27 protein-coding genes are annotated in these 23,421 nt (G+C 58.7%); 13 read left to right on the forward strand and 14 right to left on the reverse strand.

Features of this window, described 5'->3' with window-relative positions:
• Position 1: 1 nt before the first annotated feature.
• Positions 2-1,228 (reverse strand): DUF2254 domain-containing protein, encoded by a 1,227-nt coding sequence (locus ACP15N_RS16800; protein WP_425093640.1) that lies wholly within the window; start codon positions 1,226-1,228, stop codon positions 2-4.
• A gap of 134 nt (positions 1,229-1,362) precedes the next feature.
• On the reverse strand, positions 1,363-1,782 hold the full coding sequence (locus ACP15N_RS16805) for an STAS/SEC14 domain-containing protein (RefSeq protein ID WP_425093496.1): 420 nt from the start codon (positions 1,780-1,782) through the stop codon (positions 1,363-1,365).
• Between the two features lie 299 nt (positions 1,783-2,081).
• On the opposite strand from ACP15N_RS16805, the gene ACP15N_RS16810 reads away from it, so the two are divergent.
• Positions 2,082-2,663 (forward strand): HAD-IA family hydrolase, encoded by a 582-nt coding sequence (locus ACP15N_RS16810; protein WP_425093497.1) that lies wholly within the window; start codon positions 2,082-2,084, stop codon positions 2,661-2,663.
• A gap of 65 nt (positions 2,664-2,728) precedes the next feature.
• On the opposite strand, the gene ACP15N_RS16815 is transcribed toward ACP15N_RS16810, so the two are convergent.
• A complete protein-coding gene (locus ACP15N_RS16815) occupies positions 2,729-2,905 on the reverse strand; it encodes a YqaE/Pmp3 family membrane protein (RefSeq protein WP_425093498.1) in 177 nt (58 codons plus the stop codon).
• A 131-nt stretch (positions 2,906-3,036) separates the two neighbouring features.
• Here ACP15N_RS16815 and ACP15N_RS16820 point away from each other — a divergent pair, with 131 nt between their 5' ends.
• The 4 genes from ACP15N_RS16820 (at position 3,037) to ACP15N_RS16835 (ending at position 5,694) form a co-directional block, all read left to right on the forward strand.
• Positions 3,037-4,341: a dihydrolipoyl dehydrogenase family protein gene (locus ACP15N_RS16820; protein WP_425093499.1), complete on the forward strand. Its 1,305-nt coding sequence runs from the start codon at positions 3,037-3,039 to the stop codon at positions 4,339-4,341.
• Positions 4,342-4,404: 63 nt separating this feature from the next.
• On the forward strand, positions 4,405-5,049 hold the full coding sequence (locus tag ACP15N_RS16825) for an HdeD family acid-resistance protein (RefSeq protein WP_425093500.1): 645 nt from the start codon (positions 4,405-4,407) through the stop codon (positions 5,047-5,049).
• On the forward strand, positions 5,042-5,245 hold the full coding sequence (locus tag ACP15N_RS16830) for a hypothetical protein (protein ID WP_425093501.1): 204 nt from the start codon (positions 5,042-5,044) through the stop codon (positions 5,243-5,245). Before ACP15N_RS16825 ends, ACP15N_RS16830 begins: the two co-directional genes overlap by 8 nt.
• Positions 5,242-5,694, forward strand: a complete 453-nt coding sequence (locus ACP15N_RS16835; RefSeq protein ID WP_425093502.1) for a host attachment family protein — start codon at positions 5,242-5,244, stop codon at positions 5,692-5,694. The genes ACP15N_RS16830 and ACP15N_RS16835 overlap by 4 nt, the downstream gene beginning before the upstream one ends.
• 8 nt (positions 5,695-5,702) lie before the next feature.
• Here the strand turns inward: ACP15N_RS16835 and ACP15N_RS16840 are convergent, their stop codons facing one another.
• Positions 5,703-8,273: an HWE histidine kinase domain-containing protein gene (locus ACP15N_RS16840; protein ID WP_425093503.1), complete on the reverse strand. Its 2,571-nt coding sequence runs from the start codon at positions 8,271-8,273 to the stop codon at positions 5,703-5,705.
• Positions 8,263-8,814, reverse strand: a complete 552-nt coding sequence (locus ACP15N_RS16845) for a hypothetical protein (protein ID WP_425093504.1) — start codon at positions 8,812-8,814, stop codon at positions 8,263-8,265. The genes ACP15N_RS16840 and ACP15N_RS16845 overlap by 11 nt, the downstream gene beginning before the upstream one ends.
• A 264-nt stretch (positions 8,815-9,078) precedes the next feature.
• Here ACP15N_RS16845 and ACP15N_RS16850 point away from each other — a divergent pair, with 264 nt between their 5' ends.
• Positions 9,079-9,504: a hypothetical protein gene (locus tag ACP15N_RS16850; protein WP_425093505.1), complete on the forward strand. Its 426-nt coding sequence runs from the start codon at positions 9,079-9,081 to the stop codon at positions 9,502-9,504.
• Complete coding sequence (locus ACP15N_RS16855; RefSeq protein ID WP_425093506.1) at positions 9,501-10,949, forward strand: mechanosensitive ion channel domain-containing protein; 1,449 nt, start codon at positions 9,501-9,503, stop codon at positions 10,947-10,949. Before ACP15N_RS16850 ends, ACP15N_RS16855 begins: the two co-directional genes overlap by 4 nt.
• A gap of 6 nt (positions 10,950-10,955) precedes the next feature.
• Here ACP15N_RS16855 and ACP15N_RS16860 read toward each other — a convergent pair whose 3' ends face one another.
• Both ACP15N_RS16860 and ACP15N_RS16865 read right to left on the reverse strand, forming a co-directional pair.
• A complete protein-coding gene (locus ACP15N_RS16860; protein ID WP_425093507.1) occupies positions 10,956-11,627 on the reverse strand; it encodes a DUF998 domain-containing protein in 672 nt (223 codons plus the stop codon).
• On the reverse strand, positions 11,617-12,063 hold the full coding sequence (locus ACP15N_RS16865; RefSeq protein WP_425093508.1) for a DUF4112 domain-containing protein: 447 nt from the start codon (positions 12,061-12,063) through the stop codon (positions 11,617-11,619). Before ACP15N_RS16865 ends, ACP15N_RS16860 begins: the two co-directional genes overlap by 11 nt.
• A 189-nt stretch (positions 12,064-12,252) precedes the next feature.
• Here ACP15N_RS16865 and ACP15N_RS16870 point away from each other — a divergent pair, with 189 nt between their 5' ends.
• Positions 12,253-12,711 carry an MgtC/SapB family protein gene (locus tag ACP15N_RS16870; RefSeq protein WP_425093510.1) on the forward strand — a complete coding sequence of 153 codons (459 nt, stop codon included), beginning with the start codon at positions 12,253-12,255 and terminating at the stop codon, positions 12,709-12,711.
• Between the two features lie 12 nt (positions 12,712-12,723).
• Here ACP15N_RS16870 and ACP15N_RS16875 read toward each other — a convergent pair whose 3' ends face one another.
• Positions 12,724-12,933, reverse strand: a complete 210-nt coding sequence (locus ACP15N_RS16875; protein ID WP_425093511.1) for a hypothetical protein — start codon at positions 12,931-12,933, stop codon at positions 12,724-12,726.
• Positions 12,934-13,140: 207 nt separating this feature from the next.
• Between ACP15N_RS16875 and ACP15N_RS16880 the strand changes: the two genes are divergently transcribed.
• Positions 13,141-14,232: a phosphatase domain-containing protein gene (locus tag ACP15N_RS16880; protein ID WP_425093512.1), complete on the forward strand. Its 1,092-nt coding sequence runs from the start codon at positions 13,141-13,143 to the stop codon at positions 14,230-14,232.
• A 31-nt stretch (positions 14,233-14,263) separates the two neighbouring features.
• A complete protein-coding gene (locus tag ACP15N_RS16885; RefSeq protein WP_425093513.1) occupies positions 14,264-14,758 on the forward strand; it encodes a DUF892 family protein in 495 nt (164 codons plus the stop codon).
• A 139-nt stretch (positions 14,759-14,897) separates the two neighbouring features.
• Here ACP15N_RS16885 and ACP15N_RS16890 read toward each other — a convergent pair whose 3' ends face one another.
• The gene (locus tag ACP15N_RS16890; protein ID WP_425093514.1) at positions 14,898-15,083 is read right to left on the reverse strand and encodes a PLD nuclease N-terminal domain-containing protein; all 186 of its coding nucleotides are present in this window, start codon (positions 15,081-15,083) and stop codon (positions 14,898-14,900) included.
• Between the two features lie 168 nt (positions 15,084-15,251).
• On the opposite strand from ACP15N_RS16890, the gene ACP15N_RS16895 reads away from it, so the two are divergent.
• The gene (locus ACP15N_RS16895; RefSeq protein WP_425093515.1) at positions 15,252-16,028 is read left to right on the forward strand and encodes a DUF533 domain-containing protein; all 777 of its coding nucleotides are present in this window, start codon (positions 15,252-15,254) and stop codon (positions 16,026-16,028) included.
• Between the two features lie 39 nt (positions 16,029-16,067).
• Here ACP15N_RS16895 and ACP15N_RS16900 read toward each other — a convergent pair whose 3' ends face one another.
• The gene (locus ACP15N_RS16900; protein ID WP_425093516.1) at positions 16,068-17,408 is read right to left on the reverse strand and encodes an MFS transporter; all 1,341 of its coding nucleotides are present in this window, start codon (positions 17,406-17,408) and stop codon (positions 16,068-16,070) included.
• Between the two features lie 235 nt (positions 17,409-17,643).
• On the opposite strand from ACP15N_RS16900, the gene ACP15N_RS16905 reads away from it, so the two are divergent.
• A complete protein-coding gene (locus tag ACP15N_RS16905; protein ID WP_425093517.1) occupies positions 17,644-17,796 on the forward strand; it encodes a hypothetical protein in 153 nt (50 codons plus the stop codon).
• Between the two features lie 597 nt (positions 17,797-18,393).
• Here ACP15N_RS16905 and ACP15N_RS16910 read toward each other — a convergent pair.
• The 4 genes from ACP15N_RS16910 to ACP15N_RS16925 all read right to left on the reverse strand — a co-directional run bounded on the left by ACP15N_RS16910 (position 18,394) and on the right by ACP15N_RS16925 (position 21,760).
• On the reverse strand, positions 18,394-18,765 hold the full coding sequence (locus ACP15N_RS16910; RefSeq protein WP_425093518.1) for a Lin0512 family protein: 372 nt from the start codon (positions 18,763-18,765) through the stop codon (positions 18,394-18,396).
• Positions 18,762-19,109: a Lin0512 family protein gene (locus ACP15N_RS16915; protein WP_425093519.1), complete on the reverse strand. Its 348-nt coding sequence runs from the start codon at positions 19,107-19,109 to the stop codon at positions 18,762-18,764. The genes ACP15N_RS16910 and ACP15N_RS16915 overlap by 4 nt, the downstream gene beginning before the upstream one ends.
• A gap of 305 nt (positions 19,110-19,414) precedes the next feature.
• A complete protein-coding gene (locus tag ACP15N_RS16920) occupies positions 19,415-20,614 on the reverse strand; it encodes an MFS transporter (RefSeq protein ID WP_425093520.1) in 1,200 nt (399 codons plus the stop codon).
• Between the two features lie 144 nt (positions 20,615-20,758).
• Positions 20,759-21,760, reverse strand: coding sequence for a zinc-dependent alcohol dehydrogenase family protein (locus tag ACP15N_RS16925; RefSeq protein WP_425093521.1), 1,002 nt, complete (start codon positions 21,758-21,760; stop codon positions 20,759-20,761).
• 118 nt (positions 21,761-21,878) lie between these two features.
• On the opposite strand from ACP15N_RS16925, the gene ACP15N_RS16930 reads away from it, so the two are divergent.
• Complete coding sequence (locus ACP15N_RS16930; RefSeq protein WP_425093522.1) at positions 21,879-22,766, forward strand: LysR family transcriptional regulator; 888 nt, start codon at positions 21,879-21,881, stop codon at positions 22,764-22,766.
• The last annotated feature ends 655 nt before the right edge of the window (positions 22,767-23,421 follow it).

The raw sequence follows: 23,421 nt of genomic DNA on the forward strand, positions 1-23,421 counted from the left end.
ACTACTCGGCTGTCTCGCGACACTGCGCGAGCATTCTCCGGATAGCGTCTCGGTTGGCGTCCGATACCGACATTCGGTCGAGCAAAGCAAACCAATGCTCCCTAGCTAAGGCATCGGCCTGCACGTAGGCCCAGCTTTCATGAAACGAAGCATCGAGAAGGCGCTGCCATGTCAACGGCGGAACGGAGGTCGTTTCGCGACCCTCTAGGCCGAAATACTGTCCCGAGCGGTCAGCTGCGGCCAGCCCCGCAGCAAGCCAGTTGAGGCAATTTATCGCCGTGTACGGATCGTTGACACCAGGGGACAACGCGCGCGCCAGCATCTCAACCTGTTGGGCGATCAGGAACAGTACGTCCTGATCCTCGGTCCGTTCCTTTCCCAAAGCAAAACACCGGCGTAGGGCCGTGCCGCACGCGTCGGACGGTTCAGCTGACATGAGCGCGATTGGTGTACCGGCGATAACGAAAACACCGGGTGCAGCGACGATGTGTACGCTTAACCCATCCTCTTTCGCGATTTCTGCGAGGTCCTCGACGTTGAGTTGTTGGACATAGCCGTCGTAGTTAAGGGTCAATTCGGATGTGGCAGTCTCCTCGGTGACCGTTTGATCCAACTCTTCATCATGCGCGGTTCGCTCCAGCCGATGTATCAGTTTGCGACCAAGTGCTTCGGCGATATTCGACACGTTGATCGTCTCAGGGACATGGTGGACGTAGTAGATGACCGTCGCGACGCAGAGCAGGGCAAGACCCATCGCCACTACAATGGAAAGCTGCGGAACGAACTGGGACACTTCGCCGTCAATCGGCGCCTGGACGCTGCGCAACACGAGCAAAGCATAGACAAAGGTGGAGATCAGGATCCCAAGGCTCCACTGCGTGCCGCGATCCCGCATGAAATTGCCAATCAGGCGAGGTCCGAAATTCGCCGAAGCGTGCGCCACTGCGACCATCGTGATCGAAAACGTCACCCCTGCGACCCCGATCATGGATTGCGCGATTACTGACAGGATCGTGCGCGCCCCATCGATGTTGGTGTTGGTCATGTCTGGGGGCAGAACGCTAGATGGGTCCTGCGTCGCGTCGATCCAGATCATCAGGCGCGCCAAACCGACAGCCAGCAGCATCAAACAACCTGGAATGAACCAGTAACCTGCCCTGAGATCGGAGAGCAGCTTTAAAAGCCGAGCTTTATAGTGGGACAGGTTCGATCCCCCCGAAGTTGAAATAACGCCGCTTCATCATTGCGCGCGCGGGGCATGCTCGCAACCATCGGGACTCGCTATGCTGGCGAAGGCTTGGAGGTGGACGCGACGTGCACCGACCGAGATGGTCGGTACACGTCGATTGCGGTCGCGCTGATTTAGGAGGCGCGCGACGTCGGGTTGGCATCTGTCGGTCGAGCGCCGACAAATTCCCACGCGGCAATTTCTTGCGCGGTCTCGAACGCCTTTGCCTCGACCGGCAGGATCTTGTCCATGAAGCCAATCATCTTCGATGCACCTTCGGGCGCTCCGACGACGGCGTATTTGCCCACCTTGAAAAGCGAGCGCCACCGCGACTCGATCACGTCGCCGTCGAACAGCGCGTCTTTGTCGCTGCCGGTGTATCCATCGAGCCGCAGAAGCATGTTGACCTTCTCGTGGCGATCAAAAACGTCGTTCATGAACTCCGCCATGGCCTCGGCGTCATCGTCAGAGACGTGGCCCGTGATGTCGAACGCATAGACGGTGTCGCTGGTGGTGGGGATCTGTTTGATTGTCTGGGAAGACAGGGTGGACATGGGTCGAACTCCGGATGCTGGATTTGCAAAAGCGCCGCGCGCGGGATGGTGCGTTTTGCGCGTGACGTCATTTCGTTAACGATGGTCCGGAACTTTGGTTCCGTAGCTGCGTTGTTGGGCATGCGCACAGGTTTGGCGCAGCACCCCCGTCCATCTCGACTGCATGCCATGCGCGCACATGAGATGGTCCTCAGCAAAGGATGAAGCATGCGCAAAGCTATCGTATTCGGGTCCATTGGGACGATTGTTGAAACCTCCGATCTCCAAAGGCGCGCTTTCAACGCCGCGTAGAGGCGCGGTTGAACTGGTTTTGGGGGCGCGACGAATATGCGGAGCTTCTGAAGAAATCCGGCGGACAGCAGCGGATCGCAGACTACGCCACCGCCCGTGGCGAGGCCGTGAATGCTGAGAAGCTGCATCGACGCAAGACACAGTTCTACGCGGACGCGATCCAGGATGAAGGACTCACGCTGCGCCCTGGTGTTTCCGACGTTGTGAAGCATGCGCGCTCCAACGGGGCAAAACTGGTGTTTGCGACCACCACGTCCCGCGACAATATCGACGCCATCTTCGCGGCCCTGAACGGTACGCTCGATGCGTCGTCGTTCGACCTGATCACCGACCGCAGCCAAGTTGGCGAAGCGAAACCGTCGCCCGATGTGTTTAAGCTTGTCCTGGCACGCTTGGCGCTTTCGGCACAGGACTGCGTTGCGATCGAGGATACCCCGACGAGCCTTTCTGCGGCGACCGCTGCCGGCCTGCCCGCGATCGCCTTTCCGGGTGCCTATGCGGATGCGACAGCGTTTGAAGGCGCTGAAGCGGCGGTGGAACACCTCACCATTGACGCGGTCATGGGTGGCTCGGTCGATAAGGCCGCGTAAACAAAAGCGGGCCCGCGTATGACGCGCGGGCCCGGCTTTTTGGAATACATCGAGTGTCTCACAGCTTAGCTGCGCACTTCACCACCGGTGCGGGCGATGATCCAGACGGCGTGAACGATGCCTGGGATGTAACCGAGGATCGTCAGCAGGATGTTCAACCAGAAATGCTTGCCCAGTCCGACCTGCAGAAACACGCCAAGCGGCGGCAGGAGGATCGAAAAAATGATGCGTACGAGGTCCATTTCAGGGGCTCCTTTCTTTCGAAGTCGCAGTGTCGCTCTGCCCAAGTAACGTATGCCGACGTTCTGAGTTCCCCGGATAAAGCGGGAACCTGTGATCTCGCTTCGGTGTTGCGTCTCGAAGGAGACCAAAGATGCACAATCACTATGACTTGGCCGTGATCGGCGGCGGATCAGGCGGCCTCGCGGCAGCCAAGCGCGCGGCGGCTCACGGCGCCCTCGTCGTCCTGTTCGAACCAGGTGAACTTGGTGGGACCTGCGTAAATCGCGGCTGCGTGCCTAAGAAACTGCTTTGGCAAGTCGCGCGCCATTGGACGGAGCGCGCGGGTCTGAAACCGGTGGCTGACGCAGCCGAGACCTCACTCGATCCAGAGGCGCTGATGGCACGCATCCACGATCATATCGGCGGCATCCGCGACAGTTTTGCGGAGGACCTCGAAGAAAATGGGGTGGCTGTGGTCCGACACGCCGCGACCATTGACGCCGACCGCACGATTTCTGCGGATGGCGAGACCTACCGCGCGACAAAAACGCTGATCGCCACGGGCGCGAAACCCAAGCTGCCCGATATTCCGGGCGCTGACCTGATGTGCACCTCAGACGATGTGTTTAGGTGGACCACCTGTCCGGACACGCTCGTGATCGTCGGCGGCGGCTATATCGGGGCGGAGTTCGCGTCGATCTTTTCCGCGCTCGGCACGCGCGTGACGATCGTGCAATCCGGGTCCAGGTTGCTACCGGGTTTCGACGAGGCGGCCGTCGCTTGCGTGACCGAAACACTGACGAAACGCGGTGTGCGGATCATTCTCGATGCAAAACCCCATCGCGTGGACGCACAGGGTGACCGCATCCTTCTTGGCTTCGATGACCGCGAGGACGAAGGCGCCGATCGCGTAGTCTGCGCAATCGGGCGCGCGCCGAACATCGGTACGCTGGGGCCCGGCGCAGAGGATCTGGACGTCGCAGATAGTGGCGCGCTGCGGATCGACGGGGAGTTCGAAACCTCCCGTCCCGGAATTTTCGCGATCGGGGACGTCGCCGACCGCCTCCCCTTGACCCCGGTTGCCACCCGCGATGGGGAGACCTTCGCCGACCAACACTTCGGGGAAGGGGCAGAACAAATCCCCCTCGATCTGGTTGCAACCGCAGCCTTCACCTTGCCGCCGGTTGCGCAGATCGGCGATCTGTCGCGTAAGGCGCGTGGAGAGCAAACCAGTGCACTGAAAAACCCCGTTCTTGCCCCGGATGTCGAACCCGAAAGCTATCATCGCCTGTCCTTCTCGGAGGGAAAACTGGTCGGTGCCGTGATCGCCGACAATTCTGCGCCAGAAATGATCGCGCCGTTCGCAGCGCTGATTGGGGCAGGCGCCGGGTCGTGTGACGTCGAACGCCCGACCGGCATTCATCCCAGTTTCGGGGAGGAACTGATCGGCCGATAACGCGGAACCTGAGCCACCTCTCGCGCGTAGGTACCGCACACCGTGCAGCAAAAAGGTTTCATCATGACCGATCTGTCATCCGATCCCCGAAGCGGCGCGCCTGAACCGGTCGCGCTTGAAGACCAATCGACAGACTATGTGGAAGATGTTGAAAAAGACGCGCCGCGGCTGAACTGGAAGTGGATGCTCGCTGCCGGCATCATCTACGTTCTCGGAGCGATGGCTGCGCTTATCAATCCGTTCCTCGCGTCGTTGATTGCACAGAGCCTGATCGCGGCCGCGTTTCTGATCTCGGGCGGGATCGTCATGTGGATGGCGTTCCGCAACGAAGACGGCACGACCGGCGGGCGCCTGTTGGGCGGGTTCGCTGGATTGCTGACGATCGCGCTCGCCGTCGCGCTCTGGGCCAATCCACTTGCAGGGCTGATTTCCCTCACTCTGACAGTGGCATCTTTGCTGATCGTCATCGGGGTCGCGCGTATCTGGATTGGGTTCAGGATGCAAAACCGTAAGGGGACCGGGTGGATGATCCTCGCAGGCGTCCTGTCGGTCGGTCTCGGCGTCTACATCTTCGCGACCTTGCCTGAAGCAGCCTTTGCCGTTCTGGGCCTCTACCTCGCCGCTGAGTTGCTGTTCTCCGGCGCTGCCTACATTGCGACCGCGCTTGCGGCCCGAACATCCGAAAAAGCAGGAGGACAACGTGGCTGACCGAAAGCGTTCGAAAGACGGCGTGCGCGAGACCGAGCAGGTGCTCGGTGCCGAAGGCACGATATCGCAACAGGGCCGGAGCGACGGCCGCCTGCCGCGCGACATTGGCTCCCGCGATGAACTCAAACGGGCGACCGAACGGCCCGCCGGGGCGACGCGCGTCGAAAAATCAGACGAAAAGGAGGACGGCGCGTGACCGAGCTGTCACAAGGAACGTGGATCGTCGTCGCGGATGGCGAAAAGGCGCTGTTCCTGCGCAACAAGACGGATGACGAAGACCCGTATTTCGACGTTCGCGACAAGGATGAACAGGACAACCCAAAAGACATCGATCAGTCCGCCAACAGGCCCGGGCGCATGCCAGATCCGGGCCCGGGTCAGTTTTCGGCGATGGATGACACCGACTGGCACGAGCTGGCGAAAGAACGTTTTGCCGCTGATCTGGCCGACAAGCTTTACGAGCGTGTCCATGCAGGCAAGATGGAACGGATCGTGCTGGTTGCTGCACCGAAAATCTTGGGTGAACTGCGCAAAAACCTGCACCAGGAGGTTGAGGCCTGCGTCGTCGGAGAGATCGACAAAACGCTGACGAACCATCCCGTGACCGAGATAGAGGATATCGTCGCCGCTGAACTGGCGAGTTGATTAGAACGTTAAATGCTAAGTGCTTTCGCGATCGCCAACTTGAGTTGCTCCGCGGTATAGGGCTTAGCGCATACCGGGGCTGCCGGGAACTGATCGAGGACCTCAGGACTTGCGCCGTAGCCAGTCGCGAGGAGTACGGGGACTCCGTTCTCTGCACACCGTAGGGCGACCGGCAGCGAAAGCTCTTCTCCAAGATTGACGTCGAGAACGGCAAGCTTGTAGTCGGCACGCTCGATGGCGGCTAAGGCATCCCTCACCTGACTGCACACCGTGACGTGATCCGCACCCATCTCCATCAGCATGTCTTGCGCGTCCATGGCGATGATCATGTTGTCTTCGACCAGCAAAACTGATCCGGCCAGTCGAACATCATCGATTTGGTCGGGGGCGCGCGCAGTGCTTTCTGCGTCTTGCTCCGTCGCGCGTGCGACATGAGACGATGGCAGGACAAAAGTAGCCTCAACCCCGCCCACCTTGTAGGTCACGTTCGCGTCACCCTTCAGCTCATAGGGTACCGACCGTTCGATGATCGTCGTGCCGAACCCTTTCCGCGTCGGCGCCTGGACCGGCGGACCACCGCTTTCGCGCCACGTCACGCTGGCAGACCCGTCAGCCCCAAGGTCGATCCCAATATCGACCCGACCCGTGCTATCGCTTAGTGCACCGTATTTGGCCGAATTGGTAACCAGCTCATGCACGACAAGTGCCATGGTGGTGAAGGCGGTCGGAGATAGATCAACTGTATCGCCTGAGATCGCGACTCGTTTTGCGTTCTGACCTAGGAATGCATCAATTTCCGTCCTGATGAGGCCAGTTAGAGGGACCCACGACCAGTCCTTTCGCGTCAGCTGGTCATGGGCGCGGGCCAACGAATGCACACGCCGATCAAGGACCTCGCTGTATTCTTCCAGTGTCTGCGCGGACCCACGACCCTGAGACAGAAGGCCTTGGATCAGGTTCAGGATGTTGCGAACGCGGTGGTTCAACTCGGCAATAAGAAGCTCTTGCTGTTCCTGCGCCCGTTTGCGGGTGCTGTTCGCCTCATCAGTGAGTTTGACGACCACCTCAAGCAGAGTGACACGGAGCGCATCCGCCGCACGCCGCTCCGCGCTCGTCCATGGTGCGGATTTTCCTCGGACGATTTGCTTCCAAGCGTCGAAACTCTTGCGCGGTGTCAACCGGATGCCGTTCGGGCCCAGTTCGACCGGTTTCTCGGGATTGCCGGCCCAGGTCACGGCCTGCGCGATCTCGCGCCGGAACAACACCAGATAGTCCCGTGGCGTGCGCGATATCGGGATTGCCATCAACCCCGCCGCCCGATCGGCGAAACTGTCAGCGCCCGGATACCGTTCCTCAAGCCGGTCAATCGTGAGTATTTCCGACGTTTGCGCGGTATTCAGGAACCGAACCAAACCGAGGAACTCCTCCTCGGTCGGCGTTGATCCACGCGCCTCGAAAACGCCGTTGGAATAGATGACCATTCCGTCGAACGGGATCACCTCCTTCAACTCGTCCTCGCAACTGCTGAAGACCGCGTTGAGCGTTTGTCCGCCCGACATCTGCGTCATCAGGCGGTCGTGAAGGCCCCGCGCGCGCTCGGCCTCGGCGAACTCCCGGTCGGTCTCCATCTGCGCGAGCTCATAGCTGAAGAGTTGCCCGAACAACTCCACCGCCGCTCGGGTTGAGTGGTTCAACTCAAGTGGTTGCGTATGGTGACAGGCAAAGAGGCCCCAGAGCTTTCCACGCCGGAGGATGGACACCGACATAGATGATGTCACGCCCATGTTCCGCAGATACTCAAGATGGATCGGGGAGACCGCACGGGTGGCGGCCATGGACAGATCCGGTGGGTCGCCCTCGGGGCCCTTCGCGGGCACGATTGGATGTGTTTTACCATCCACATTCTGAATGATCCGAATGCGATTGCGCTCATAAAGGGCGCGCGCCTGTTTCGGAATGTCACTCGCAGGATAGCGTAACCCGAGATAGGGCTCTTGCCCGGGTGCGCAGACCTCTCCAATGACGGTGCCGGAATCGTCGTCTTCGAACCTGTAAACCATGACCCGGTCCATGCCGCACAGAGCTGCCATGCTCCGCGCGCCATCTTGGGCGAAACCCATGAGATCGCCCTGGCGTCGCTTCAATCGCGCGATCAGTGCTTGAACGGTGGCTGCATCGGCGCTGGATGGTTTGGCGTCTGTGGGGCGGGGTTCAAACTCGAGCGTAAGCAAACGGCCCGCCTGATGCACGGCCACGTCGAACCGCCGCCCGTCGTTGAAAAGATCGATCTCGTAAATCCGTGCGACACTATCGCCCTGCATGAGGATCTGCATGCGGGCGCGAAGTTTATGCACGACCTCGTCAGGAAAATAGTCGACGAATTTTTGCCCGATGAGTTCTTCGGCGTCCAAGCCAAGTACCACGTCGCAGTTGGTCGAGGCGTGCGCTATCATCCAGTCGGAGGAGACACAAATCAGGCATCCGAAATCCTGAACCTGTCCCAGAAACTGGATCGGTTCACGGTCGCAGTTTGTGAGGTCGACGTTGAGGTCTTGAGCCGCATCCGGGTTACTCGGCATGGGACAGGCTCCTTTGCGTTAGCTCTGCTTTGGCGAGGTCGGCGTAGATCTGGAAAATCCGCGAGGCGTCCCGCGTAATACCTTCCGCGCGTGTTGACGTGCCTGGCATTGTGTCCGCAACGGACAGATATCTCGGCCAAAGATCACGGGCGGACGTGGCCGAGAAAAAGGCGCTTGCAGATCGCACCGTGGGATCGGTAGCTGCTTCCCACCGTTTCTTCAGCACGGAATTTCCCATCTGGGAGCCCCCTAGAATGTAGTCGAGTGCGACCGGATCTAAGGCGTCGAGGATTTCATCTTCGCCCACGATGTCGTTTGTCGGGCAGCAACCAAGTGTAATCAGATCTTTCTTCGCCCGCGCTTCGAGGTCATTGACCACTCTGCAAAGATCTTCCGATGGTGCAGATCTCGCGATCGTCGAGAGCCCACCTTGATGCACGCGCAAAAAGCAAGCCAAACCGTCCTGAGACGTCAAATCGAACTTTGACAACAGGTCGTCTAGAACATCATGCGGCGCGCGCAACGCGCGTCGCAGATGCATACGCAAGGTCCCTCGTGCTGCCGTTGATTCTATCATGATGCAATCATCTTACGGCGAACCGGTCGCGCGACAATTGTCGTAAGACATATGGCCTAGCCGATCCCCCGAGCAAAACCACCAAGGTGACCTTGCGTCATTTAAAGTCGCGACCCGTCGTTGTGCCTGGAACTTGGTGCATTCGCTTTATGCAAAGTGCGTCAAGTGGGGAACCTGCGGCCGACCGAATGCGTTCGATTCGGAAACCAAAGAACGTGAGAGTTGCAAATGGCCCAAACAAACCACTCAAACTCAAACTACCCCAACTCGGAAGCCGCCAGTGTGCTTTCAACTGGAACGGTCGCCGTTGTCGCCGGCGCGGTTGGCGTTCTTGCGGTTTTGGCCTTCATTTTTTCAGTTTCCCTTTCAGGGAATGAAGATGGAAACGTCGGGGTAACTGACCCAGCCAACGACCTGCGCCCCGTTGGCGCCGGAACGCTTCCCGATGGCACGGCCGACGAACTCCAGGAAGGTCTCGCAAACGAGACCAAAGCAGGCGACGTCATCGAGGGGCGTCCCGCCTCTGACCCATCGCCCAATCCGCTTCTCGATGTCGAGACCCACACTGTGCCCCAGGCGTCTTCGATTGAAGAACTGGAGCCAGGTCCAGGCGTCAATGACGAAGTGTTGGAGCGTATGGCCCCCGCAGAGTGACGACAGAGCGTGGTCCTTTCTTCATGCTAAGACGGGCATCGAAAGTCGCGTCAAAAATGCGCATAAGCCAATTGGCCGTGCGGCAGCTGGGGGGTGATCTCCGGCTGCCGATTTTGTTGACAGTAGTCCTTGCACTTTCGGCCGCCGCGTGGGGGCAAGAACCTGCCGCGGACACTTCGGATACCGCACCGATCGCCGTAGGCGACAGCGCACCGAGCGACGATGAGATCCGCCAGCGCCTGGAAAACCTGCTGTCGGAAATCGACGGCTTTGACGGCGTATCACTTCGCGTAAGCCAAGGCGTTGTCACCCTGACCGGCGACGTGATCGACAACGCCGCGCGCGACGAATTGGCAGATCTCGTCGGTCGCATCGAGGGCGTCATACGCATCGACAACGAAGTGCAGGTCAGCGGATCGCTCGAAGAACGACTTGCACCGGCGGCCGATCGGATCGTCGAGCGGGCGGGCAATATCCTGGCAAACGCACCAATTTTCCTGGTCGCGCTTGCCGCATTTCTGATCGTGGCGCTGGGCGGCTGGCTCTTGACGACCCGACTTCCCATCTGGACCTGGCTGGCCCCGAATGCGTTCATCGCTGATGTCTATCGCGCGATCGCCCGCATCATTTTCATCGTCCTTGGCGCTGTTCTGGCGTTGGACATTCTCAATGCCATTGCCTTGATCGGCGCAGTGCTGGGTGCCGCCGGCGTTGCGGGTTTGGCCGTGGGTTTTGCCGTCAGAGATACCGTTGAGAACTTTATCGCATCCATCTTGTTGAGCTTGCGGCAGCCCTTCCGTCCCAATGACTTCGTCGACATTCAGGGTGACATGGGCACTGTGGCGCGATTAACCTCCCGCGCGACGATCCTGATTTCACCGCAGGGCAACCACATCCGCATTCCCAACGCGACCGTCTACAAGGGGCGCATCGTCAACTATTCGCGCGACCCGCAGCGGCGGTTCGAGTTCGACCTGGGCGTAGATGCGGAGTCCGACCTGAACCGCGCCCTTGCAACTGCGGTGGAGGCGATGAACGGCCTCAACTTCATCTTGCGCGATCCCGAAGTCGGCGCATGGATCAAGGAGGTGGGAGACAGCAACGTTGTTTTGACCTTTGTGGCATGGGTTGATCAGCGGAGCGTGGATTATCTGAAGGCAAGAGGGGAGGCGATTCGGACTGCTAAAACCGCCCTTGAGGGGGCAGGCTTCGGATTGCCGGAACCCATCTACCGGCTTAGGATCGATGACGGGGGGACAAAGCGTTTGAACGATCTTCCACGTGAAGACACGACCGGCTCGCTCACCGTTTCCCAGCCGAGTGGGCTACCTGACGCGGCCGACCCGTCCCGGCAAGATCATGCCACAGAGGACGCAGCATTGCGTGAGCGTGCGACAGAAGGTGACGAGAACAATTTGCTTGATGCGTCGCGCGCGAGCGAGTGACCTTGCCTACCTGTCGCCGGACCAGAGTTCCCTTGACAGCGCATCCACCCGTTGCAAGCCACGTTCTATCAGGATCCAACTCAAAGGGACGGTCCATAGCATTGTCGCAAGAACGGCGATTTTTTCGAGGATGCCGTCATAGGCGGTCGGGGCGAGTTTGAACGCTGTCGCAAAGACGAGCCATAGGACGGCCGAGGCGTAGAAGACCGGCACCATTCTTTTGCTAACGGTCGCGATCCCTTTTGCCATCACGATGGGCCCGAGCAGATACAGTGGCCCGAGCGCGAAGGTCAGCCTCGTATGCACTGACAGGTCGTCGCCATTTCCGAACTTGTCCCACACCCCCAGCAGAACCGTGAACAACGCCGTCAGAGCCAGGACGAAGATGCCCAATGACCACCCCGCACGTCCCAAATGCGCATGAGCCGCGCCGATGGATAACCCAAGAAGTCCCGCAGCGCTGATGTAGAAGCCGGTGTCCATGATCCATTTGTGCGGACCGCGGCCAAGATCGCTGATTGTATCGGCAATGAAATCATGCTGCGCGACGGTGCTTGCGATCACGTTCATGATTGTCGGTGCGATGGACCCGACCAGCCCTGCGATGCCGCACACGACGAGCAATTCGGGGCGCTCTACCAACGTCGCCTCCCGGCGCGGTGCGCCGTCATACGCCATCGTGGATCTCATCGGCAAATTGGTGACGTGCAGTCAAACGCGCCGCTTCCGCTTTCAGAAGCGCAATGTTTCTTCTGTGCGATTTGAAAAACAGATCGAAGATATCACCGACCACGGGCACAGTGCCCAGACCCATGTCGAGCAGGGTGTTTCCGGCCATCCGCGCCAAGACACCCTTTCGTGCACCCAATCGACGACCCTCTGCGATCATCGCAACGCCAGGTCCCAGTGTCACCAACGCGCCGACGCCAGGAATGAGGCCGAGAATGGCGTCCCATCCAACGCGAAGACCAAGACCGGGTATCCGGAATTGGCTGTCCAAGGCTTGGGACATGGCATCCAGCCTTTGCAACCGCGATTTCTCGCCACTCGGGGGGCTGGCGTCCCTGGCGCGACGATACGCCGGTGGTGAGAGAGGGTCAGTTGCGTCCGACATGGCGACACCTTCCTGTCGTTTCTTTCACGTTTCGAAATCGTCACAGGTTCAACGACTGGAACGTGTGTGGGTTCCGAGCCGCCTGCTGCAAGTCACGCGTTGCGGCCCCGGACGGAGCACGGAACTGGGCAGGCACCTTGGCTATTGGTGTGGTGGGGGTCGTTACGAGAGAGCGAGGGTCAAAGGGCGATGATCGACTATTCCGAGTTTCTGGTTCGCGTCGGGGCGGCAGCGTTCTGCGGCTTGCTGGTTGGGATCGACCGGGAAGCCAAAAGCAAGCCGCTGGGTGCACGCGCCTACATTCTGACCTCCGCCGCGTCTGCGATGTGGATCATCATCACTCTGAATTTCTCACTTCAGGTGAATGGCTTGGAAGATGACCTTAATGTCGACCCCACCCGCTTGATCCAGGGTCTTGTCGGCGCAATCGGATTTTTAGGAGCCGGGGCCATCATCAGCACCACAGAGACAGGCCGTTTGCGTGGTGTTGCCAGCGGTGCGGCGATTTGGGGTGTCGGCGCGATTGGTGTCGCCTGCGGTATGGGCTTTGTGCTGGAGGCGCTTACGCTGTCAGTGGGGTATGTCGTCGTCCTAAATCTCTATGACTGGATTGTCGGAGACGAGGACGATGCCTCGCCCCCGTCCTGACATCTGGCGACATTAGTCTTTTTCGACGGCATCCTTCATGGCCGCCGCGATCTCGGTGTCGGCTTCGCCATCGCGAATGGCCGCTGCAATGTCTTCGGGCAACTCGCCGTCTGTGTCGGCATGGGTCGGATCGCCGTTTTCGCCTGGTTGGTCTTTCAGATCGTGGTGCTGTTCAGATCCCTTAAGCCCTTCGATTGGGCTGGTGCGGTGTGCGTTGGACATCTCGTGTCTCCCTTCGATTGGTGCAGCCGGATTGGCTGATCTGGGACATCAACGACGGGTTTGCATACCGGTTCCGTTCGCGATGAAGGGTTGGCGCCGCAATGCGCGGAACCTCCACTGTGGCTGAGGCTTTTTCACTGGAGTGGCACCGGCTCCGGTTTCCGCGTGCCCTTACCGTCAAGCCAATGCTCAAGGGGATACAGCAAAATGAAGAGCACGCTGGAACGCACAATCATCAAGGTCGCCATGGCCGGCGAACGCGCGTTTTCCAATCTCTCGGGCGGGAAACGGCAGCCTCGGGTTATTGAGCCCTATGTAGGCCTCGCCACGCCATCCGAACTGGTTTTGAAGGGCAGGGTGCATAGCGATCTGACGGATATTCAGGTGAACCCACGTCAGGGTCGGCTGCAGAACACCCGGCAAATGATCAGACGGTTCATGACCTCGGAAGTCGGCGGCGCAGAGGTCACTTGTGGAGATCACAGCGCCGTGACCGATGAGGAGGGATATTTCGAGCTGCGCCTCCCTCGCGACAGTGAGACCGGATGGGTTGAACGCGAGGTGGTTCTTTCCGCAAACGGAACGACCGCCATCTGTCCGGTGCTTTCTGCCCGATCCGGGCCGGGCACGATGGTGATTTCGGATATCGACGATACCGTCATGCGAACCGGCGCTTACACGTTGGTCAAAAACCTTTGGACGTCCTTCACCGGCAACGTGCTGACGCGCCAGATTTTTTCGGACGCCGCCGTCTTGATGCATCGCCTGCATGACGGTGGGAACCGGCCCGTCGTCTTTCTCAGTTCCTCCCCCTGGAACATTCACGGGTTTTTGCAAGACGTGTTCGCGCATGCCAGCGTGGTGCGAGGGCCGATGTTCCTGCGCGACCTCGGCCTGAGTGAAACCAAGCTGATTACAGAGGGCCATGGCAATCACAAGGGAGACGCGATTGACACGATCCTCGCGTCCATCCCCGACCGGCAGGCCATCCTGATGGGGGATACGGGGAAAAAGGACGCCGTGATCTACCGCGAAGCCATCCTGCGTCATGGCGGTCGCATCGCAGCGGTGGTCTTGCGCACGCCCGGACCCGGGATCGAAGCGGACGATGAGCGCGCCATTCGGCTCCTGCGTGAGATCGGCGTGTCCGTCTTCTGTGGCCGCAGCTTTGCCGAGTTTTCGGATGACGTCGTGTCGATCGCGGATGAACCGATCAGGCAACAGGCGGCCGAGAAGCCCCCGGAAAAATCGCGAACTTTGGCGGTGAGCATAGGAACCGCTCCCGCTCCGAAAAGTTGATCTGTCAGACATAACCAAGAGGAGGATTGTCATGACCATCAACACCCTCAAAGACGTCTATATCGACCAGCTTCAAGACCTCTATTCGGCCTGCGAGCAATCGAAAATCGTCACCGCAGAGCTGAAAGACGCCGCATCGAACGCGCGCTTGAAAGAGGCGCTGGACGCAGGCGTGAAGGGCATCGAAGACGGCATGGAGACGTTGGAAAAGCTGATCAAGGGCCACGATGCCGATCCCGAAGGCGAGCACTGCAAAGGCATGGAAGGCCTGGTCAACGAAGCGCGCGCGCACGGTCTTGAAGAGGACTTCGGCGACAGCGATGCACAGGACGCCATGATCATCACCCAGTATCATCGCATGGCGCATTACGCGATTGCCGGCTACGGCTGCTGCGCGGCGTTTGCGACGCAACTGGGTCTGCCGGGCGACACCGAGGCGCTCAAGAAGTGTCTTGATGCGTCCTATGACGGCGACCGGACGATGACGCAGATTGCCGAGAACCAGGTCAACGACGCAGCGGCCTGACGTCTCTCGCGCTTCTCAACAGAAAACCCGCGACCGTTCATCGGTCGCGGGTTTTTCTGATCCCGCAGGAACGAAAAAAGCACCGGTCGCCAAGACGACCGGTGCTTCGAAGAGTTAACTCGTTACAGACTGAGATGCGTCAGGTGGTTACCGAGCCGCCCTTGGGGCCAGCAATCAACCAGACGATGAAGCCGAGGACGGGAAGGATCAGGATAACGAGCGTCCAGAGAACCTTCATGCCGGTCGTCGCACCGCTGGTGATGATTTGGTAGATCGCATAAACATTGGCGATCAGGACGATCAGGCCGAGAATACCATATTCCATTGTGTTCACTCCTTTTCGGATACCACCCCAACGTGCTGACCCGCCAAAGGTTCCCACCGTGACTGTGGTCACTCAAGAATAGTAGCGGCGCGCGCGTCGCTGCGGTGGAACGCGATGATGTGTTGAGCGTTGTTCATGAGTACTCTCAAACATACGTGGAGCCCGCTCATGTCACTCAAGAGAATGATCACGAAAGTCGCCCTCGCCTTCGCGGCCAAAAAAGGCGCCGAGATGTTTCGAGACGTCGGTGGCGTCAAGGGAATGCGCGACCTTCTGGCCGGGTCTCAACAGAATGTTGGTACGCAGCGCGGCGGCATGCAAGGTCGGATTGGCGGCACGCGGGCTAGCGCGACCGGTGGCTTGGGCAATCTCCTCGAGTCGCTCGGTGTTGCTGGTGCCACCAACGGTCGTGAAGCCGGGGTGACCGGGCAAATGGCTGGCATGGGCGGGTCGCTGGGCGCGATCCTCGGGCAGCTTGCCTCCGCGCTCGGCAATACGGATCGGCCGACCGAGGTCGAGAGCCTTACGCGCGTCGACCAAGGTGCCGATGCGCCACTCGACAAAAAAACCGCACGGGCAATCATTCGCGCGATGGTTCAGACGGCGCGCGCTGACGGTCAGATCGACGATGACGAACGCGAAGCGCTCCTCGACTTGCTGGAAGACGCTGAAGACGCCGAGCGGGACATTCTGCGCGACGCCTTGTCGGAGCCCGTTGACGCGCAATCGGTGGCAGACGATGCGCCGGAGCACGCGGTGATGCACATCTACGCGGCCGCCCTACTTGTGGCCACGCCGGCCAATGCCGAAGAACGGGCCTATCTCGACCGTTTGGCGGATGCCATGGGTCTTGCACCCGAAGCACGGCAGCGGATTGAAAACACCATGATTCAGGAAGATCGCGCCGCGCAACAGATCGAGGCACCGAAAATGGGCTCAGAATGAAATGCCATCCGGTTTGTGTCAACTGCTCCGGGTGGCGTTTCATGCATCGCGACTAGGCTCTGCCGCACTGTCTTCCCGTGAGTGCTTTGGGGCGGTCGCGGTAGCCTCGCTTGGTGGGCCAACGTCCTCCATGTCCAAATCACGAGCTTCGCTCTCACCCTTCGCCAGAGCAACCGTTTCCGGCGTCGCAACCCTTGCTGGCAGCGTGACCTGGAACGCACCTTTCTCCGCTTGTGGCACGGCGTTCCGAACGGATAGTCGCCAAAGAGCAAAACCGATCATCAGAACATGCGCGACGACAGTGGTCAGAAACAGCCCGCGCGGCCCGATCTCTGTCATGGCGATCCCAGCCGCGAGGGGGCCGATGATCGATCCTAAACCGTAGATCATCAACAATCCGCCCGATACCTGAATGGACGTTCTCTCCGGTGCATGGTCATTCGCGTGAGCGACGATGATCGGGTACATCGCGAAGATCGCGGCGCCAAACACCCCGGCGAGGACGAGGTTCAACAAGCGTCCTTCGGGCATAAGCAGCACGAAGGCCAGATCGGCAAGCAACGCGACCACAGCCACGGCGATCAACACCTTCCGGCGGTCCATACGGTCGCTGGCGATCCCGATCGGAATTTGCGTGAAGGCCCCAGCAAGCACCGGAATGCTGGTAAAAAGCGCAATGGCCGTAAGAGCGAGTCCGATATCGCCGGCGTAAACCGCTGCAAGTGTGCCAAACGACGCATTGGAAATGCCGACGAGGAACACAGCCGCGACCGCCACCGGAGAGTTACGCCACAGTGCACGAACGTCCAGTCGGACGGAAGTCAGCGGCGCGGGGGAGGGCGACGTCGACAGAGCCGTCGGGACAAGGGCGAGGCAATACACCATTGCCGCGATTGCGAAGAACACAAAGCCCCCGACATCGCCCAACGAGATCGCCAGTTGCCCCGCCGTGACGGCGGCCAGGTTCACCATCGTGTAAATTCCGAAAATCCTGCCCCGCGTGCTTGGCTGCGCTCGGTCGTTCAGCCAGGACTCAACGATCATGGCGGCACCGGCAAAGCAGAAGCCCGATACAGCACGCACCGGGATCCATGCCCAGGTCTCGACGATGAGCGCCTGGGCCAGAACCGCAACCGCCGCCATCGCGCACATGACGCCAAAGGTTCGGATGTGGCCGACGCTTCCAACCAGCCTCGGTGCAAGAAGGCATCCCGCGACATAGCCGATGGCCCAACCAGTGCCGAGAAGCCCGAGCGCGCTTGCGGAAAACCCCTCAAGCGAGCCGCGCACAGGCAGAATAAGCCCGTGCATACCGCCCGCGAAAAGAAGGAGGCCAGACCCGAAAAGAAGCGCGGAGACCGGTAAAACGTGTCGAAGCATTTCCCAAGCGTAATGCCATGATTGGCAGATGGGAATAATGGCCAGTGGCGATGCACCAATACTCTTAGACTGCCGTGTCGCTAAATGCCTCGCGGAAGCGCTCGAAACGCCAATCCCGCCGCGATTACTCGGTGCCTAGCTTACGAACCCGCACAACACTGCAAAGCCAGGGGAAACCAAAAGCCCCCTCGCTCGTTGTGTCGACAGCCTCATTAACCAACGAAAGGTTTCCACTATGGACGTATCGTTTCTCGTTGTGACCCTCAGCATGGGCACTATTCTGGCGGTTCTTGTTTTTGCCATGTGGTCAAAGCACCGCACGGAAAAGCGTATGGAGAATGATGACGCGCCAAAATCGACCCTTGCCGCCGACGCTCCAAACAAGTGAAGGACCATCAATCCTCTGTTGCCGTCGCTCACGCTTGATGTGCGAAGCGACGGCAGATTCGACGATTACAGGACCCAATTGCTGCGGCAATCTGGCTGCTCGATCCCGCACCCAACGCTTGATTCTTTTGCAGGGCCCTTTGAGGCTAGCGTTTCTTTTGTGCAAAAGGGTTGAGTGTGCCGACACCGGGCGCGACGTAACACCTGGATATTTGTTGCGTATCAGTCTGCCAACTAAGCGACGACACGAGATGTGGCGCGCGGTTTCTCTGGTGCGTCTGCAGGTTCCGTGTGTGTTGGAGGAGTGGACAGACATTCTCGCTGGATCAGGGTCGTACCCACCAGTGGCGTGCTACTTATGTGCAACTCAAAGCGAAGGTCCGGAAAGCGGGCGAAAGTAGCCTCCTACGCAAACGCAGCGAATTCACCCTATGTCCGCAAATTGCCCGTTCACAGATCTCGAGAGTTCGCTATCGCCGGGAATGTCTGGAAAGCGGGCTGCGACCGCAGCATAAGACAACTCTGCTCAAGGTCCGGTATGGGCCGTGATTGACTTAAGTGTCTTTATCGCGAGCTGCGAATGCTATGCCCCATCCGCTCAGACGGATTTATTTTGCACGACCCATCCATTCTGCTTTGGCAGGAAAGCTTCGACAGCGGCGCTCGCAATCACGATCAGGCCGCCTGTTTCAGGGTTTGGGACATTCAGACCGCCTTTGACAGCTTTCACCGCGACCCTGCCTCTCGGCAGGTTAGGCACCAAGGCCTCACAATCAACGGCATCAGGCTCCTGCACTCCGATCGTAACCTCCACGCGCATTTGCTCATGCGTCAGGCCCGTGGCCTCGAAGATGGGCAGGGCAGAATGGCGGATGGCATCTTCAATCGCTCGGGCTGCGGCTTTGGTATAGTTCTGACCATACTGGTCGTTGCCCATGCCCATTTCCACAATCATACGCTGTTCGCTCATTCGGCGCGCTCCATGTCAAAGCTGACAGATAGCGCCACATTGGCGATGATCGTCGGGTTGCCTGTGCCCTCGGGCCGAGGAATATCCAGCCCGCCCTTGTAAACGTGAAACTCAGTCTGGCCGTAGGGAAAGACCTTCTCAATCTCGGCTACATCCACGGCGTTTGGATTCTGCACGCCGACGTCAACCCGGATTTTCATATCCGTTTTTTCGAAGCCGAAGAGCTCCGCCAAATTGATGGAGTTGTGCCAAAGCGCGTCCTTGGTGGCGCGCAAGGCGGCTTCTGTGTAGTCGCCGCGCCGCAACGAGGTGCCCATTCCAAACTCAGTTAACAGTCGTGGCATCGATATGCCTATCCCCCCAGCTTTCGAGAAATCGCAGTTCCGATAACTGCCGAACTTGGTTTGCATTAGCTCTTTCTACGCGATGGCATCAAGGCCACTCCACTTCACGTGGCCAAGCAGCCTACGTCCGCAGTGTCCACTGAGCCGTCATCTACCTTCTTGGATGCTGCACTTACTTTCAACGTCGGCTTTATGGAAGCTGCACCGCAGCGAGTCTGAACGATTTGGACGGCGGCTTTGGGCCGAAGTGAACCTACTACACACCGAGTTCGACGTTCCGCTCTGCGGACATAACGGACAATCGTCTAGCACCTTTGAAAGTCTGCTTTTGGTTCGGTGCCTTGCTCCAAAGTGGCGCAAAACGTCAATAATGCGCCGAAAGCCGCTAGAGCGCCCATAACCGGAAGGCTGGAAGAGGTCGAGAAGGCTAAGGCTAAGCCACCTATGGCGCTGCCGAGCATGGTACCGACATAAATTGCCGATGCATTCAACGCGAGTAGCATTGTGGCCTGTGGTGGACGCATCCTTGTCAGACGCGCCTGTTGGGGTGCATTGAAGCTAAATCCGATTGCGCCCCATATCGCCATGATCACGAGTGCAGTCCAGAAGCCGAGCGACAGAAACCAGACGCCGAAAAGCGCCGCTGGCAGCAGGATCAGCACAGTCGACAATACGCGATTTGGTGTTAAGCGGTCGGACAACACGCCGCCAAAATAGTTACCCACCGCGCTCGCCGCGCCAAATGCGAACAGAAGCCAGAATACCTGCGCAGAAGTGGCCGAGAGTGCATTTGCAAAGAGCACCGCGGCATAGCTGAAGGGGATGAACTGTGCCGTCATCACGAGGGCCGTAACCGAGACAGCGGCCATGGCTGGACGATCCTTGAGGACGGACACCAGCGACGAGAAATCACGACGGGCACTGAGGATGCGCGATGGCACAAACACGAGCACTGACATGAGTGAAGCGACACTCAAGACAGACACAAGACCAAAGGTGGCCCGCCAGTCGAAAACCCCGCCAATGAAGGCACCGGCAGGTACACCCAGTACAGTGGATATCGCAATCCCACCAAAAACAAGGCCAAGCGCCGACCCGGTCCGTTCAGGCGGAACGATCATCGTCGCAATGGCCGCCGCAACCGGTGTAATCGCGGCCGCGCTCAAGGCTGAGGCGATGCGCGCCGCGATGACCACCTCGTAACTCGGTGCCCACATTGCGGCCAGATTGGACAGCACAAGGCCAACGATTCCAAAGAGAAGCACACACTTCTTATCCAGCCCCGAGGTCCAGACGCTGATGAGCGGTGCCGAGAGCGCGTAGACAAGCGCGTAAACTGTGATCAGTTGCCCCGCAGCAGGGGCAGACACATCAAGGCCTATGGCCAAATCCGGAACGATGCCTGCGATCACAAGGCCGCCTGTACCAACCGCGAAATTGGCAGCGGCGAGGCTGTAGAGCGCCGTTTTTGGAGATTCAGCACTAGGTTCATACGTCGTTGTCATGTTGCTCTCCGCAATCGTTTGTTGGGGTGGCAGGTCAGTTCGTTAAAAGGTCTGTTCCGATCCCATCCCGCGTTGGGCACTCAAGGCCGCCGCGCTTTGCAGCGGCCTTCGATAGATAGGTGAAGCGTGGTGCACGCAGGCGTTTTAGGCTGCAGTCTTCAGGATAACAGCGCCGGTGGTGCTGCCAGCGGTCATGTAGTCATGCGCTGCCGCGATCTGCTCAAACTCGAACACCTTGTCCACGTTCGGAGTGTAGGTTCCGTCGGCGACTCCCGATGTCACAAAATCAATGAGCGCCGGAAGGTTCTCTTCATGGTAGGTCAGTTCATAAAGCGTGTAGCCCTGAATCGAGATCCCACGTCCAATCAGGCTTGGATAAGGCAAGATAGTTTCCTGCCCGCCGATACCGCCATACATGATGATCGTTCCACCTGGTGCAACAATACTACCCGCCAACGTCGTGGTCAGATCGCCGGTCATCGCATTGAACGCCACGCGGACGCCCGCGCCTTTGGTGATCTCCTGCACCCGTTGATCCAGGTCTTCCTCGTCTGTGACGATCATATGGTCGGCTCCGAGCTCTTTGAGAAGTGCGGCTTTTGCCCGTGAGCGCGTCGTCGTGATCGAGATCGCCCCTGATTTCTTGACTGTTTGAACGGCCGCTTGGCCGACTCCGCCCGTGGCAGGTGTTATCAGGACAAACTCGCCCGGTTGGATATTGGCGTTGTGCACGAGAGCGCCATAGGCCGTGATGACCTGCATCCAGATGGCCGCGTTCTCTTCTGGTGTCCACTGCTCGAAGTAAGGCGCTGCGGCGGAGGCCGGGACAATCGCGTGCTGCCCATAGACAGAATGCGTGTTCATCTCAAAGGACGGCAAAATCGTCACTTTGTCTCCGGCCTTCCAGCCAGAAGCATTCGACCCCGCCGTCTCAACAACGCCGACGGCATAGTTGCCAAGGCTGCTGGGAAGGACGGTCTTCTGGACATAGATGCCCATCCGGTAGAGCACTTCGCCAAAGCTCAAACCCACAGCATCGACCTTTATTCGTAGCTCGTCGGCCTTTGGCTCCGGCAAGTCCACCTGTTCATATTTCAGAACATCCGTGCCGCCGGTCTCATGCATCATAATCGCCGTGGTTTTCATATCTTGTCTCCATCGTTGAGTTTTCAGTTGCGTAACCGCCAAAACCTGCGGCGTTGCTAAAAAGATGGAGGAGCTTTAGGTATTGCGCCAATCGTATATCTCTCTATCTGATATTTGAATGGCCGATATCTCAAGTTTTGACCTGAACCTTCTGCGTGTCTTCGACACCTTGATGCGCGAAAAGAACGTCTCGCGCGCGGCGGAAAAGCTGCACCTCACACAGCCCACTGTGAGCGGGATGCTTGGCCGACTGCGTGAGTCTTTGGATGACCCTTTGTTCATAAGACAGCAGCGCGGCATGATCCCAACGCCCCGTGCCGAGACGCTGGCCCCTCAGATCAGTCGCGCTCTTGCAGAGATTGAGGCCGCCATCGCGCCGGTAGTCTTCGATCCCAAGAGGTCGGAGCGCACCTTCAGGATCGCCGCGACCGACTATGCAGAACACACACTTTTCGCCCCACTGCTGAAAGAACTTGCCGCAAAAGCACCTAAAATGCGGATTGCAATCATACCCACGGATCCAGATCGTATTCGAAGTGACCTGGAGAGCGGGGATCTGGACCTCTGGATATCGCTGCCAGAGTCTGCGGGACCCGCACTCAAGATGCGAAAACTCTACTCTGAAAGTTATGTCTGCGCAGTGCGCCATGGCCATCCGGAAGCTGGCAATGCTCTATCCTTACAGTCATTTCTAGACGCGCGTCACATCGTCGTCTCGCCATCGGGTGGGGGATTCCAGGGGGCCGTCGACACAGCGTTGCAAGCAATAGGACAGACGCGGTTTGTCGCCTACTCAGCGAACAGTTTTGCAATTGTGCCAGATTTGCTGGAACAGAGCGATTGCATATCCGTTTTACCTGAGAGGATGGTGCGCGATCGCAAAAGAATCTGTGCGCTGCAACCGCCTATCGAGCTAGAGGGTTTCACGCTTGCAGCATTTTGGCACGAGCGGTTTCACCATGACCCGGCGCATAGATGGTTCCGAGAGAAGCTACGCGATTTGTAGGTCTCTTTTCACAAAAACACCGTTATCGAAAATGCACTATCGGGTCAGCCTTTGCTTCAAAGATGAAATTGCCTTCGCAAGAATAATGAGGTCACAACCACAGGCCTGACATTCGCTGCACTGCAATACCGTGGTGGGTATGGGCTCCGAACTGATCTTCGCCGCCGTCAGCATGGAAGTCTGCTATGTTGGTTTGGAGCTCGATACCTCCATCACCGTCGAGCGCCATAAAGTGAGACATCATGTGGTATTTTATGTGGTATGTTTTTTACTGATTTATTTAATTAAACATAGAAACAAAACTTTATAAAATTAAACAGGCGGACTTCGTCTCCGCCATCAAACATCAAGCTTCCTCACGGCGATTTTCTTGTGGGCGACATCCAACGGCTTGTTGTCCAGACTGGACCACCGAAAAGCCGTTAAAGACGACATGCGCAACGTCTTTCAGCCTCGCGGCCCCGGCAGGAGCTGGATATCCCGCATGGTGGCTCTCCCTCGAGCCAGCCACTGTCGCCAACTCTGACACAGCGATGACACGTCTACGCACCTTTCTTCGCGATGATCCCAAGACTGCATGTCTAGAAGATGTGACGCCGGAGTTGGCGCAGAGCTTCCGAGAAGTATACCTCCGCACCGTCCATAATCATCTGTA

The organism is Tropicimonas sp. S265A (assembly GCF_049800835.1).
Taxonomy (GTDB): Bacteria; Pseudomonadota; Alphaproteobacteria; order Rhodobacterales; family Rhodobacteraceae; genus Dinoroseobacter.

Coding starts and splice junctions, on each gene's coding strand:
- ACP15N_RS16805 (WP_425093496.1), bottom strand. CDS start 1,782: ATGTCCACCCTGTCTTCCCAGACAATCAAACAGATCCCCACCACCAGC.
- ACP15N_RS16815 (WP_425093498.1), bottom strand. CDS start 2,905: ATGGACCTCGTACGCATCATTTTTTCGATCCTCCTGCCGCCGCTTGGC.
- ACP15N_RS16820 (WP_425093499.1), top strand. CDS start 3,037: ATGCACAATCACTATGACTTGGCCGTGATCGGCGGCGGATCAGGCGGC.
- ACP15N_RS16825 (WP_425093500.1), top strand. CDS start 4,405: ATGACCGATCTGTCATCCGATCCCCGAAGCGGCGCGCCTGAACCGGTC.
- ACP15N_RS16840 (WP_425093503.1), bottom strand. CDS start 8,273: ATGCCGAGTAACCCGGATGCGGCTCAAGACCTCAACGTCGACCTCACA.
- ACP15N_RS16845 (WP_425093504.1), bottom strand. CDS start 8,814: ATGCATCTGCGACGCGCGTTGCGCGCGCCGCATGATGTTCTAGACGAC.
- ACP15N_RS16850 (WP_425093505.1), top strand. CDS start 9,079: ATGGCCCAAACAAACCACTCAAACTCAAACTACCCCAACTCGGAAGCC.
- ACP15N_RS16860 (WP_425093507.1), bottom strand. CDS start 11,627: ATGGCGTATGACGGCGCACCGCGCCGGGAGGCGACGTTGGTAGAGCGC.
- ACP15N_RS16865 (WP_425093508.1), bottom strand. CDS start 12,063: ATGTCGGACGCAACTGACCCTCTCTCACCACCGGCGTATCGTCGCGCC.
- ACP15N_RS16870 (WP_425093510.1), top strand. CDS start 12,253: ATGATCGACTATTCCGAGTTTCTGGTTCGCGTCGGGGCGGCAGCGTTC.
- ACP15N_RS16875 (WP_425093511.1), bottom strand. CDS start 12,933: ATGTCCAACGCACACCGCACCAGCCCAATCGAAGGGCTTAAGGGATCT.
- ACP15N_RS16880 (WP_425093512.1), top strand. CDS start 13,141: ATGAAGAGCACGCTGGAACGCACAATCATCAAGGTCGCCATGGCCGGC.
- ACP15N_RS16885 (WP_425093513.1), top strand. CDS start 14,264: ATGACCATCAACACCCTCAAAGACGTCTATATCGACCAGCTTCAAGAC.
- ACP15N_RS16890 (WP_425093514.1), bottom strand. CDS start 15,083: ATGGAATATGGTATTCTCGGCCTGATCGTCCTGATCGCCAATGTTTAT.
- ACP15N_RS16895 (WP_425093515.1), top strand. CDS start 15,252: ATGTCACTCAAGAGAATGATCACGAAAGTCGCCCTCGCCTTCGCGGCC.
- ACP15N_RS16900 (WP_425093516.1), bottom strand. CDS start 17,408: ATGCTTCGACACGTTTTACCGGTCTCCGCGCTTCTTTTCGGGTCTGGC.
- ACP15N_RS16905 (WP_425093517.1), top strand. CDS start 17,644: ATGGACGTATCGTTTCTCGTTGTGACCCTCAGCATGGGCACTATTCTG.
- ACP15N_RS16910 (WP_425093518.1), bottom strand. CDS start 18,765: ATGAGCGAACAGCGTATGATTGTGGAAATGGGCATGGGCAACGACCAG.
- ACP15N_RS16915 (WP_425093519.1), bottom strand. CDS start 19,109: ATGCCACGACTGTTAACTGAGTTTGGAATGGGCACCTCGTTGCGGCGC.
- ACP15N_RS16920 (WP_425093520.1), bottom strand. CDS start 20,614: ATGACAACGACGTATGAACCTAGTGCTGAATCTCCAAAAACGGCGCTC.
- ACP15N_RS16925 (WP_425093521.1), bottom strand. CDS start 21,760: ATGAAAACCACGGCGATTATGATGCATGAGACCGGCGGCACGGATGTT.
- ACP15N_RS16930 (WP_425093522.1), top strand. CDS start 21,879: ATGGCCGATATCTCAAGTTTTGACCTGAACCTTCTGCGTGTCTTCGAC.